Source organism: Rhodococcus sp. USK13 (assembly GCF_018343855.1).
Classification (GTDB): Bacteria; Actinomycetota; Actinomycetes; order Mycobacteriales; family Mycobacteriaceae; genus Rhodococcus_F; species Rhodococcus_F oxybenzonivorans.
This window is the reverse complement of record NZ_CP069242.1, coordinates 2,538,335-2,550,495: the sequence shown is the minus strand read 5'-3', so window position 1 is coordinate 2,550,495 and position 12,161 is coordinate 2,538,335. Positions and strand designations below refer to the sequence as shown.

The following is a 12,161-nucleotide window of genomic DNA, read 5'->3' as shown; positions in this document are numbered from 1 at the left end:
GACTAGACAGGAGCCGATCTGCATGGATGACAACGTCACGGGCACATCGGGAGACGAGATTCCTGACCCCCAGGACGCGACTCGCCCAGCAGACGCCCCCAGGCGTGTACGTAAGCGCACCACGGTGCGCAGCAAAACCTACAAACGACGGCGCCGGATTATCGCTGGCGGCTCAATTGCTGCCCTGGTCGTGGTGGCTTTCGGGGCCTGGCTCGGCTACACCGCCCGCGTGGCACAGGCAAATCTGACCGAGGCTCGGCAGCACGCCCAGCTCGCGAAAGACGCCCTACTGGACGGTAATCCAGTTGACGCGGAGCGTTCGTCGGCAGATGCGGACAAGTACGCGTCCCGCGCGTTCGACAACACCCACTCGATCCCGTGGAGTATCGCGGCGGCCGTACCGTGGCTGGGAAGCCCGTTCGAAACGTCGCAGCAAATCTCGGCCGTCGTAAGGGGTCTCACGTCGGAGGTGCTCACACCGGCGGTCGCCGCAGGAACCTCTCTCGCCCCCAATGAGTTGATCGCTGCCGGCGGGAAGGTAAACCTGCAGCCGCTCCGGGATGCCGCCCCCGTACTCGGCGAGACAGCCGATGCCGCTGAGCAATTGGATATCGAGGCACAGAATATCTCCGAGCCCACGTACCTCGACGCTGTTATCGATGCCAGAACCCAACTTCAGGTACAAACCGAAGAATTAGCGAAACTTCTTGGTAACACCGCAATTGCCGCCGAAATCGCACCGGGCATGCTCGGTGCCGACGGCCCCCGCAGCTATTTCATGGCATTCCAGACCAACGCTGAGGCTCGCGGTACCGGCGGCCTGCTGGGTGGATACGGCGTCGTTCGCGCGAACGACGGGGTGGCGCGGGTAGACAGCCTGGGCCGCAACTCCGACCTGCCCATGAATAGTCAACCGCTCGATCTCGGTCCGGAGTTCGCCGCCCAGTACGGTCGTAGCCGCCCCACCACGGATTCGCGCAACAGCAATCTCAGCTCGCACTTCCCGTACGCCGCGCAGATCTGGAAGTCGCTGTGGGCGCAGGATTCGGGTGAGCAGGTAGACGGCGCCATCGCGACCGATCCGGTAGCCCTCAGTTATGTGCTCGGGGCCATCGGACCGGTCACAATGCCGGACGGCGAGGTGATCAACGCCGACAACGTCGTCGAACTCACCGAATCAACCTCCTACGTGCGCTTCGCGAACGACAACAACGCGCGTAAACAGTATCTGCAGACCGTCGCCGCGCGTGTAATCGACAAGATGACCGGCCAGATCACTTCACCGCAGAAGTTGCTTGACGCACTGGGCCGCGGCGTGAATGAGCGCCGCATCGCAGTGTGGAGCGCGCACGCGGACGAGCAGGCTGTACTGGCGGACACCCCGCTCGGGCACACTGTTCCCGAAGACCCCGCCCCTTTCGCCGGCGTGGTGATAAACAACCAGGCGGGCGGCAAGCTCGACTACTACCTGACGCGCGAGATCGACTACACGGCGGAGAGCTGTGAGGGTGACACGCGACGGTCCACGGTGACGGTGCGACTGACCAACACCGTGCCTTCTGCGGACTTCCCCGACTATGTGGCGGGCACTTTCATCAACACCCTCAACGTGCCCAAGGGCACCAATGTGTCTGCGTTGTCGCTCCTCGCCACCCAGGGCGCGCAGCTCCGGAATGTGACCATCGACGGGAAGCCGACGATGTTCCTCACTGGCAAGGAGCTGGGGCATCCGGTGTTCGACACCCTCGTCCCGATCCGGCTGGGCGCCACGACCGAGGTGAAGTACGAGCTGACGGAACCGACCGTGCCCGGTGAGGCGCGTGTGCCTGTCCAGCCGTTGGTGGATGATCCGACGGTGACCGTCAACGTGCCCGTCTGCGGAGGTTGAGCGATCGCTACGAAGCTGCGGCCCGCCACGCTGCTCGCCGGATACGCTAATCGAAGTCCTCACCTGGTAAGTCAACGAGCACGACAGGACCCGACACGGCATGATGCTTTCATGAAACCCGAGCGTCTTTGGCTACTCAGCATACGACTGCACCGTTCAGGTTGGCGCCGTTCAGCACGAGCGCTGAAGGCTGTCAACGCTCTCATCTACAGCAATGCACTACCTCCTGAGGCAACCGTGGCCGATGACGTCCGACTGTGGCACAACGGCCTCGGCGTAGTAATTCATCCAGACACCACGATTGGTCGCGGCGTTCAAATTGCGCATCAAGTGACGATCGGAGCTGGGTCGTCGGCAATTGGCACACCCTTCGGAGTCATAGTTGAGGATGGCGTGATCATCGCCACCGGCGCAGTCGTGGCCCCTAAGCACGGTGCCACCTTGATCATTGGCGCGGGAAGCAAGGTAGGTGCGAACGCTGTAATAACGAAGGATGTGGCCCCAGGCACGACTGTGGTCGGCGCGGACAGGGTTGTCCGCAGCGAGGCAGTGTGATGTGCGATCGACGCGGTGGAACGAGCCGCGCCCTTGCTAAGTCGAACTAGGGCTGAAGTGGATCGAGCTCAAACTGAGTCTCGCCTATCGCTGGATCCCCAGTCGCAGTTCCGATTCAACGGATATCTCAGCGCAAAACATGGTCACGCCTGGCCCTATCCAATATGGGGTTCACCGTCACAAAGTCTTTGTTGGTGTGCAACAAACGTGCTGCCATTGCAATGGAGCTTATTCGACGGCACGGCAGTCGGACATTCCCCCGCCCCTATCCGCAAGGTCCTTGCAAGAACGCCTTCACAAACCCGACTGTCTGATACAGGTATGTGTACTCCCACTCGGCCAGGCTGAAGTCGTAGCTGCGTGGGACCGCACGCATCGAAACATCGCCGTCGAAGCACTGCGAGAATATATACCGCGCCCGGGGCAAGTGGTAGCGCCAGCTCACTACGAGCACACTGTCCCACCCGTTCTCCGCGGCAAGCTCACGAGTGAATATTGCCTCGCCGCGAGTTGTTGGTGGTTGTGGTGGAATACACCTGACGGTCAGTCGCGAATCCTTCAGGTCGCAATAGGCCGACATCGTCCTATCGCCTTCAAAATGAGGGTTTGATAGGACCACGTGCCTCGAAACACCTCTGCGCGCAAGGTCGATCCCATACTCCTCGCGGCCGTCGTGCTCCCCTGCAAGCACGATGATGGCATCAACCGGCTTCAAGGGGTCAATTCGTGACTTGGTATAGATGAAATAGCCTGCGAGACCGAGGCCAACAGCCGCTATCACGAGACCGCACAAAGCACCGACGAAGAACAACAATATCCATCGGATGCGAACCATGTCTACAGTCCTCTTGCGTCATCGACTCCCGAGTTTCGGTCAGCGTCCCCGTTCTAAAAGCCCAAGGAGGTAGGCCCCATAACCCGATTTTACTAAGTTGCCGGCGCGCGATCTCAACTCGTCATCAGAGATGAATCCCTGCCGCCAGGCCACTTCCTCCGGGGCACCGATCTTTAATCCTTGTCGGTGTTCAATGGTACGAACATAATTCGAAGCTTCGAGCAGGGAATCGACAGTGCCGGTGTCAAGCCACGCCGTGCCACGCGGGAGCACCTCAACATTAAGTCGAGCCTCCTCGAGGTAGGCCCGGTTCACGTCGGTAATCTCGTACTCCCCTCTGTCTGAAGGACTGAGATTCTTCGAGATCTCTACAACGTCGTTGTCGTAGAAGTAAAGGCCTGGAACCGCATAGTTGGACTTAGGCGTAGAAGGCTTCTCCTCGAGCGACAGAGCACGACCTCGATCATCGAACTCGACCACGCCGTATGCAGATGGGTCGGCAACCCAGTAGGCAAAGACGGAACCGCCATCCAACTGGCTGAATCTAGTAAGCTGGTGACCCAGTCCCGAGCCATAGAAGATATTGTCACCGAGCACCAATGCTGCAGAATCGTGACCGATGTGGTTCGCGCCGAGGACGAACGCCTGAGCGAGACCATTGGGCTCCCTCTGCACCGTGTACGTGAGGTTAATCCCGAACTGCGAGCCGTCACCCAGTAGGCGCTGGAACTGCCCCGCGTCATGTGGCGTAGTGATGACCAGTATGTCACGGATTCCCGCGAGCATCAGCGTGCTAAGCGGATAGTAGATCATCGGCTTGTCGTAAACCGGAACCAGCTGTTTACTGATGCCGACCGTGATCGGGTGCAGCCGCGTTCCCGAACCACCGGCCAGAATGATGCCTTTCATCCACATACCGCCCTTCTGAGGTAGTCAGCCGAGTGCATCGATCCACTTCCGTACTTCCGAATACTGCGGAAGTAGGCCGACGCGCGAAGCCTCCGCGAGCGACGGAGCCACCCTGTCCTTTTCGGAGAGCTTTATCTCAAGCGTTTGCCCCGAGAGAGATCTGGTCGGCCACTCAATGCCGACCTCGGGATCGAGTGGATTTATGCCGTGCTCACGCCCGGGGGCATACCCGGACGAGCACAGGTACATCACCGTTGAGTCGTCCTCGAGTGACAGGAATGCGTGCCCCAATCCCTCGGAGAGATAGACGGCGCGACGGTCCACATCGTCGAGCAGAACCGAAGCCCACTTACCGAGTGTTGGTGAGCCGTTCCGAACATCGACCACGACGTCGAGAACCGCCCCTTTGGTGCAGGTAACGTACTTGGCCTGACCCGGTGGGACGTCGGCAAAATGGATTCCGCGCAAAACACCGGCCGACGATACCGAACAGTTCGCCTGAGCGAGATTGAATCGATGTCCTACTGTCTCCGCGAATGTCGGCTCCTTGAACCACTCGAGGAACACGCCGCGCTCGTCACCATGCTGAGTCGGTGTAATTTCCCACGAGCCGCTGACACCCAGTTCACGGATCTTCATCTAAGCTCCCTGTGCCTTGTAACGCGCCTCAACCGAATTCTTGTCGCCTTCCCACCATTCGCGGTTGGTTTCATACCAGTCGATGGTTGCGCGCAATCCCTCACGAAAAGTCGTGTATTGGGGTTCCCAGCCAAGTTCATCGCGCAGTGTCGACGAGTCGATGGCGTACCGCAGATCGTGGCCTGATCGGTCATTCACGTAGTCGAAGTCGTGTGACTCTTTGCCCATCAACTCCAGAATGAGACCGACGACAGAAACATTGTCCAGTTCACCATCCGCACCAATGAGGTATGTACGGCCAAGTTCGCCCGAGTCCAGTATCCGCCACACTGCCGCGTTGTGATCGTCGACGTGAATCCAGTCCCGAACGTTTTGCCCCGCGCCATAGACCTTCGGGCGAGCGCCGCTCAGGATATTCGTAATCTGACGCGGAATGAACTTTTCGATGTGCTGATAGGGCCCATAGTTGTTGGAGCAGTTCGACAGAGTTGCCTGGATACCGAACGACCGCACCCAGGCACGGACCAGCATGTCAGAAGCCGCTTTGGTGGCCGAGTAGGGACTCGAAGGGTTGTAGGGCGTGTTGACGGTGAACTTTGCCGGATCGTCGAGCGCAAGGTCGCCGTAAACCTCGTCGGTCGAAATATGGTGGTATCGAACGCAGTGCTTGCGCACCGCCTCCAACAGCGTGTAGGTACCGATGATGTTGGTTTGCAGGAAGGGGCGGGGATCCTTTAGCGAGTTGTCGTTGTGGGACTCGGCCGCGAAGTGCACAACCGCATCCGACTCAGACACCAACACGTTGACGAGACCAGCATCAGTGATGTCACCTTCGACGAACTCGATGGAAGTCTCAATGTCGGCCAGAGACTGTCGCGACCCCGCGTAGGTCAAAGCATCGAGAACGGTGACATTAACGCCCGGCCGATCGCGGACGGTCGTGCGCACGAAGTTAGCTCCGATAAATCCGGCACCGCCGGTAACGAGAATCTTCACTATGGGCGCCCAAGCCCGCGGTATGTCCAACCAGCGCGCCGCCACTCTTGCGGGTCGAGACAGTTGCGGCCATCAATGAGCACTTTCCTGCGCACCACGGCATCGAGGTCGGCCGGCTGCAACTTCGCGAACTCCGACCACTCAGTCAAAAGAAGTACAACATCCGCCCCCTCGCAGGCGTCCAGCGTAGTCTCCGCGTACCCGAGTGTTGGGAAAAGCGCCCTCGAGTTGTCCATCGCCTTCGGATCGTAGACGCTGACGGCAGCACCTTGAAGTTGTATCTGCCCCGCAACATTGAGGGCGGGCGAATCGCGAACGTCGTCCGAATCCGGCTTGAACGCCGCACCCAGCACCGCAACTCTCGCCCCAAGTAACGAACCACACGCTTCGCGCGCCAGCTCGACCATCCGAGTCCGGCGTCGCATATTGATGTTGTCCACCTCCCTCAGGAACGTCAGTGCCTGATCCGCTCCCAGCTCGCCGGCACGGGCCATGAACGCTCTGATGTCCTTAGGGAGGCAACCCCCTCCAAACCCGACACCGGCATTGAGGAAGCGCCGTCCTATCCGAGCATCGTGACCGATCGCATCCGCCAAAACCGTTACGTCAGCACCGGCTGCCTCACAGACTTCTGAAATAGCGTTGATAAACGAGATCTTCGTAGCAAGAAAAGCATTGGCAGACGTCTTCACCAACTCAGCCGTTGCCAAGTCTGTCACAATGAACGGAATATCTTCTGAAAGTAGCTGTGAATAAAGCTCACGCGCGACCTCCTCCGCACGTCCTGGACGGTCACGATCAACACCCAGAACGAGCCGATCGGGGTGAAGCGTGTCCTGCACCGCGAACCCTTCCCTCAGGAACTCGGGATTCCATGCAACCTCAACCTCGGAGGCCGCAGGAGCCAATTCGCGCGCCCGCCGACCCAGACGTTCAGCGGTCCCAACCGGAACCGTTGACTTTCCAAATATGATCGCGGGTCGCGTGAGCAAAGGCGCGAGGGTTTCAACTACGGCGTCAACATACTTCAGATCAGCCGCGAACTCACCCTTTTTTTGTGGAGTGCCGACGCCTAGGAAGTGAACGTCTCCAAACTCGGCAGCCTCCTCGTATGACGAGGTGAAACGCAATCGCCCCGCCGCAATATTGCGCCGAAGCACTTCCTCGAGACCAGGTTCAAAGAAGGGAACACCGCCGGACTCGAGTATCGCCAACTTTGCGGCGTCAACGTCAACACCGAGAACATCGTGCCCTAACTCTGCCATGCACGCTGCATGCGTAGCACCAAGATAGCCTGTGCCGAACACTGCAATCTTCATCATTGCTCACTTTCCGTATTCAACACAATATCGTCTTGGCCATCCAGCCTGACGTAGCCGCCTAGGAATGCACGCGTTATGAAAACACCAGGGTGGAAATCTCAATCGATCGCCGAAGCTTTGAAATGTCACAATCGCGGAAGCGTCGGTTCGTTGATCGGTCATACTGCAACACTCCTATTTCTCCGCGCCTTCAGCCGCATAACTGGCACCTCGATATAAGTGTATAACAAGTAGCCCGCACCCACTCCAATGAAGACTAAAAAGAACAAACTTATAGGCATGGGCCAAGATTTGGTAACTTCATATAGTTGACTCATTAAGACAAGGTGAACCAGGTAAATGCTGTAGCTCGCCAGTCCAATTTTCGAAACCACCGACGACTGCGCTATACGATAAAAAAATGACCTTACAAATCCGCCGCCTGGCATGAGTCCATAAACGATGATCAGACATGCACTCACGCTTTGCAAGGAAAACCGCAAGGTGTCACGGAAGAAGTCATCCCTGATAGCCAAACTTAAAATGTATAGAAAAATCGCAAGCAACAATGACGACGGATGGCCGAAGAATCTAGCCACACGACTGGCAGCACCTCCCCGCCGTAGCCAGGAGTGATACACAATAGCGACCAGAATTCCCCAAGCGATTCCGTCAAGACGTGTATCTGAGCCATAGTATATTCGTGATGACTCCGACCCATCTGAACTCGCAATTAAGAACCGCAACAGAGTCGACGAAAAAATCGCGAAAACAGTGATACAAATAAGTACTTGCTTCCAGTATCTAGCTTTAACCAGCAGCATCCATACTAGCGCAAACACGATGTAGAACTGTTCTTCGATCGAAAGGCTCCATACGACTCCGCTTCCGGGGAGAACGGCTCCTCCCCCCTCAGCCTTGATCCAGTTGTAGTAGAAAAATATCTCACCAGCGAAATCTGCCCAGATAATCGGTTTCCACGCCTGATAAATCAGAGTAGGAATCACGATTGCGACCAGGAGCGGCGGCAGAATCTTCGCAACTCGTCGACTGTAAAAAGATCCGATCGAAAAGCTGCCTGACTTATCGCGCTCCCTTAGCACTAGGAAAGTGATAATGAAGCCGGATATGGAGAAAAAAACCGTGACACCGGAACCGCCTGGCACTATATGGCCAAGCCCTGCGTGCGCGAACACAACCACCAGAACGGCAAAGGCACGCAGCGCATCGATATGTGCGAACCGATTCGCCCCGTTCACTGGTGGTTCAAAGTAGGATCCGGCCATTTGCCCCCACCGTTCTATTTGAATGAACTCTCAAAATAACTGACTGATACGCAGCAACACACAACTGACTGCCGGCGACGGTCCAGGCCGCGCCGAGTTCTGCAAAGGCGGAGACAAGCGGATAGATGGCGCTTACTGCAACACATGTACCAATTGCGGCACTTATAGTAATGTGACGCTCCAGTTTGAGCGGTAGCAAGCAGGCAACGCCGGTCGTCAAGGACACGATGTTTGCCCCGAAAGCGATAGCGATTGGGACGCCCAACAAGAAACCGATTGGAAGATCCCCTCCGCTGAATATGTCGGAAGCGAACGATATAGATACACCAAAGACAACGCCACCGAGGAGGCCGGTCATCAAAGTAAGGAGGTAAGCTTTCCGAACACGTTGGATAACTAGGGATGGACTACCCTTCGGTGTCCATCCCTGAACCGTCTGAGAAATAGGACGATACATTGTAAGCGCTTGCTGTTTCAGCTTGTCGGCGAGGGCATAATATGCTGCAGTTGAAGGGACCAGTGCCTGGACGACGAGCAGAGGGAGCGATAGATACACAGCCGATAGCAGCGCGGTGCCTATTCCATGTCGCTGCCGCCTGAGGATTACCAGAAGCTCACGTGCACGCAATTGCCTGAATGGAACACGCCCGTACCGTCGCTTTATATCGAAAGTCGACAGCAGAACGGCGGACGCCGAACCCAAAACGACAATGACAGAATATACTACTAAGCTCGCCCCCAGGCCAAGGGCTACTGTAGCGACGATAATAGATATCGACCGCGGGACCGCATCGAAGAATAGCAAGCCTCGCGGGTTCGACTCTCCAACATAGAACCAGTTTGCGCCGAGATTTATTACGAGGATAGCGCACGCAGCAAGCATCGTAGCCGCCGGAGCAGCAGTATCTAGGAATATTGAGCCCATCGCTGTTACTGGAACAGTAAATACCATGGAGAGGCTGCGAACGTAGAGGCTGTTGAAGAAATATCTTCCTCGGTCTGTGTCACCTCTCTGAGCGACGTCTGTAGGACCTGACTGCCCCCACCCCAGGAGTGTGAAAATTCCCGTTATTGCCCCTAGACTCTGCCCGACAGCAACTGCTGCCCATCCATCGGCTCCTGCATGAACGATGATGAATGGTATTGACACTAAACTGACGATCCCTGTCAGTAGCACCGACGCGCCAAATCCCCCTACCCGCATCATTCCGCGGGTAAGTGCGCTGGTTCTCGTGCGGCCGCCATTCACTAACTGATCCATCAAACAAGCGAAACGGGCGGGTCTAGAGTTAAAACAGACTCGAGTGACTGCCTCGGCGAGGTCGCTACTTTGTATTCATCACGAAGCCTCCCAAATCCGACCAACATGACGATTACCTCTTCCTGAGAAATACCAGTCGTAGTGCGCATCTTTTGATCCAGCTCGGGGCCTTTGCTCCAGTTGAGGGCGACCGTTCCAATTCCCTGAGCATGCAGGCCCAAAATGAAGCTCATCGCAAAGAGGCCGCCGTCCACCCAGGCCTGGTTCCTTTGGCCCTCGTTCCAGTAACTTCGCAGGTTCGTAGTTATTATTGCGAGGCCCGTCAATTGATCACTAAATCCGTTTGCTCCACCTTGCACCCGCAAAACCTTGTCGATCGATTCTCGTTCCAAATACGAGTAGACTCTGCTAAATTGCCGGTTGCAGACAGCGGGTGATTTGAGCGCTGCCGCTGCTGCGAATTCCACAGCATCCGTTTCGACAGGCTCGGGCGCGTATTGTCGGACCGAGTGTCGAGTCAGAAAGAAGTCGAGCCCAACTCCGGAAATCGCCACGTCGATGTCCTGTCGACTTATCTCGCGGACACCTGCGCTGTTTGGAATTGAACCAATTTTACCGAGTAACGCATTTATCCGGTCGAACTGAGGCACGTCGGCCTGCCCAACACCTGCCTCACGATTGAAGTCCAAGTACGCCGATAACACAGACCCGACAGTCTCCAGGAATTCATCCGCACCGAACCGTGTTAAGTACTCATCTACGTGCCCGAGAAGTGTCCTTATGGTGTTGGCCCCAAAGCCTGGGCGGGGACTTGGCAACGAGAGTCCCTTTTCAACACTGTGGTAGCGCTCAGTTATTAGCGCCCGCAAATTGTGCTGATGCTCCGTCGCAACGATCGACGACGAATACTGTTTGTAACGGTTGAGGTCGTAGTGGAACGCCGACCTCAACTTCCTCGAGACGACGGCCGACTTCAGCCCCTTGACTGCCGCCGCCGGAAGGAACTTCTTGGCGGCGTTCTTTACAGCGTCCATCCTCACACCTCAACTATTCTGCTTCTGCAAGTCGTATCCCGCGGCCGCGACGATCGGCTCACGAGTGCGATGCGGACTCGGTTTGCCGCCCTGACGTCGATCAACAGCAGATGCGCCTGCGCATGCCCCTATCACCAGGCCCAGTAGGACAGCCGTCGGGGATCCCAGTGGCATCGGTGCAACAATGGAGACGGCGAGCAGTCCCGCTGCGGCTGCACCGGTTGCAAGCCGGACCGGACCGCCGCCTCTCAATGCCGCACCGAGAACACGTGCTATTGGAATTAGCATGAGCAAGAACCCGACTAGACCCGCCTTCACCAGAATCCAAAGGTAAAAATTGTGAGCATAGTATTGTAAATTTTCGCTCTTGTCCGAAATCGCTCGTCCCGTGTTGATTGGTTTATATGCGAAGCCAAATCCGTGGCCCCACAACGGCGACTCATAAATCTCGGCAACGAGGTAGGCATTCTCCTGTTGGAATCTAAATTGGGCGGAGCCATCTTGATTTATGGCTTGGCCGCCGATTCCACCTACCACTCTTATCAAGAACCCGTCTGCCTGTGCTTGAATCCAGGAAACGCCCGGAATTCCGGCTAACCCAGACAGGGACCAATACAGGAGTCCTAGCCCCAAAACCGTGACTACCACGGTCCGGATCAACCTCACAACCGCCGGCCAGGAACGTGATGCTACGAGTGCGAACAGTCCTGCGACGAATATGGAAATCAAAATATTTCGGCTAAAACTCAAGAGCATTAGCGGTAGGGCAGGCGTCCAGTATATCCACGTTTCTCGGATTGTCGCGTAACCGCCGATTACCAATGCAATAACACCGCTTACGACAACAACTGCGGCGTATGTCGCTGGGCCTATCAGTCGAGTTGCCTCGGCTGTCGATCCAGCGGCCTCGGATTGCATCTGGGCCAATTTACTACCAAGCGCTGACGCTGCGATTGTTGAAATCGCCGAAATCCACAGCACCCAGGGAATCATCCGCAAGACCGCTCTGGTATTCACAATGACGAAGAACCGAGACGCGACAAAATACGCCATCGGCAAGTAGATAAACAGTCGCGTGTCTATGTAGATTCGTGAAACTGGATTCGACAGAAGTATGGCGAGTACAACGCCGAAGGCAATTGCGAGTACGATGCCGGTTACGCCGAAACGACTCCTACGTCGGTAGCGCAATGCGACGTAACACACTGACATAACCAAGAACGGTTCATAAAACCGAACTTGCACACCCATAACGTAAAAGCTCGTCGGGAAAGAATTCGGCACCGATAAGAATGCAAGAAAAATCGTTGCATATACGATACGGTCAGGATTCTGCGCCAGAAGGAATGCTCCCACGACGATCACGATAAGGACGTATAGAAGTCGAGGCTCGACAACAACGGCCGCGCCCAGCACGCATGCCGAGCAGATACTGATTGCAACGACTATTGCCGAGT

Annotated in this window: 11 protein-coding genes; 2 read left to right on the top strand and 9 right to left on the bottom strand. The window is 56.6% G+C overall.

The features are described 5' to 3' along the window. Nucleotides 1–22: 22 nt before the first annotated feature. Both JQT59_RS14425 and JQT59_RS14420 read left to right on the top strand, forming a co-directional pair. Nucleotides 23–1,888 carry a DUF4012 domain-containing protein gene (locus tag JQT59_RS14425; RefSeq protein WP_213576705.1) on the top strand — a complete coding sequence of 622 codons (1,866 nt, stop codon included), beginning with the start codon at nt 23–25 and terminating at the stop codon, nt 1,886–1,888. A gap of 111 nt (nt 1,889–1,999) precedes the next feature. After that, the gene (locus JQT59_RS14420) at nt 2,000–2,443 is read left to right on the top strand and encodes an LbetaH domain-containing protein (RefSeq protein ID WP_213576704.1); all 444 of its coding nucleotides are present in this window, start codon (nt 2,000–2,002) and stop codon (nt 2,441–2,443) included. A gap of 265 nt (nt 2,444–2,708) precedes the next feature. Here JQT59_RS14420 and JQT59_RS14415 read toward each other — a convergent pair whose 3' ends face one another. From JQT59_RS14415 to JQT59_RS14375, 9 genes are all read right to left on the bottom strand, one after another. Beyond that, entirely contained in the window at nt 2,709–3,278 is a 570-nt protein-coding gene (locus tag JQT59_RS14415; RefSeq protein WP_213576703.1) for a YdcF family protein, read from the bottom strand. 39 nt (nt 3,279–3,317) lie between these two features. After that, nucleotides 3,318–4,187, bottom strand: coding sequence for a glucose-1-phosphate thymidylyltransferase RfbA (rfbA, locus tag JQT59_RS14410; protein ID WP_213576702.1), 870 nt, complete (start codon nt 4,185–4,187; stop codon nt 3,318–3,320). Nucleotides 4,188–4,211: 24 nt separating this feature from the next. Beyond that, a complete protein-coding gene (locus JQT59_RS14405; protein WP_213576701.1) occupies nt 4,212–4,826 on the bottom strand; it encodes a dTDP-4-dehydrorhamnose 3,5-epimerase family protein in 615 nt (204 codons plus the stop codon). Then, nucleotides 4,827–5,822: a dTDP-glucose 4,6-dehydratase gene (gene rfbB / locus JQT59_RS14400; protein WP_213576700.1), complete on the bottom strand. Its 996-nt coding sequence runs from the start codon at nt 5,820–5,822 to the stop codon at nt 4,827–4,829. Beyond that, entirely contained in the window at nt 5,822–7,141 is a 1,320-nt protein-coding gene (locus JQT59_RS14395) for a UDP-glucose dehydrogenase family protein (RefSeq protein ID WP_213577753.1), read from the bottom strand. The genes rfbB and JQT59_RS14395 overlap by 1 nt, the downstream gene beginning before the upstream one ends. A gap of 161 nt (nt 7,142–7,302) precedes the next feature. Beyond that, nucleotides 7,303–8,409: an acyltransferase family protein gene (locus tag JQT59_RS14390; RefSeq protein ID WP_213576699.1), complete on the bottom strand. Its 1,107-nt coding sequence runs from the start codon at nt 8,407–8,409 to the stop codon at nt 7,303–7,305. After that, the gene (locus JQT59_RS14385) at nt 8,390–9,559 is read right to left on the bottom strand and encodes a polysaccharide biosynthesis protein (RefSeq protein ID WP_213576698.1); all 1,170 of its coding nucleotides are present in this window, start codon (nt 9,557–9,559) and stop codon (nt 8,390–8,392) included. The genes JQT59_RS14390 and JQT59_RS14385 overlap by 20 nt, the downstream gene beginning before the upstream one ends. Before the next feature lie 110 nt (nt 9,560–9,669). Further along, a complete protein-coding gene (locus tag JQT59_RS14380) occupies nt 9,670–10,704 on the bottom strand; it encodes a nitroreductase family protein (RefSeq protein WP_213576697.1) in 1,035 nt (344 codons plus the stop codon). A gap of 9 nt (nt 10,705–10,713) precedes the next feature. Then, complete coding sequence (locus tag JQT59_RS14375) at nt 10,714–12,060, bottom strand: O-antigen ligase family protein (RefSeq protein WP_213576696.1); 1,347 nt, start codon at nt 12,058–12,060, stop codon at nt 10,714–10,716. Nucleotides 12,061–12,161: the final 101 nt, after the last annotated feature.

Coding starts and splice junctions, on each gene's coding strand:
- JQT59_RS14395 (WP_213577753.1), bottom strand. CDS start 7,141: ATGAAGATTGCAGTGTTCGGCACAGGCTATCTTGGTGCTACGCATGCA.
- JQT59_RS14390 (WP_213576699.1), bottom strand. CDS start 8,409: ATGGCCGGATCCTACTTTGAACCACCAGTGAACGGGGCGAATCGGTTC.
- JQT59_RS14380 (WP_213576697.1), bottom strand. CDS start 10,704: ATGGACGCTGTAAAGAACGCCGCCAAGAAGTTCCTTCCGGCGGCGGCA.
- JQT59_RS14420 (WP_213576704.1), top strand. CDS start 2,000: ATGAAACCCGAGCGTCTTTGGCTACTCAGCATACGACTGCACCGTTCA.
- JQT59_RS14415 (WP_213576703.1), bottom strand. CDS start 3,278: ATGGTTCGCATCCGATGGATATTGTTGTTCTTCGTCGGTGCTTTGTGC.
- rfbA (WP_213576702.1), bottom strand. CDS start 4,187: ATGAAAGGCATCATTCTGGCCGGTGGTTCGGGAACGCGGCTGCACCCG.
- JQT59_RS14405 (WP_213576701.1), bottom strand. CDS start 4,826: ATGAAGATCCGTGAACTGGGTGTCAGCGGCTCGTGGGAAATTACACCG.
- JQT59_RS14425 (WP_213576705.1), top strand. CDS start 23: ATGGATGACAACGTCACGGGCACATCGGGAGACGAGATTCCTGACCCC.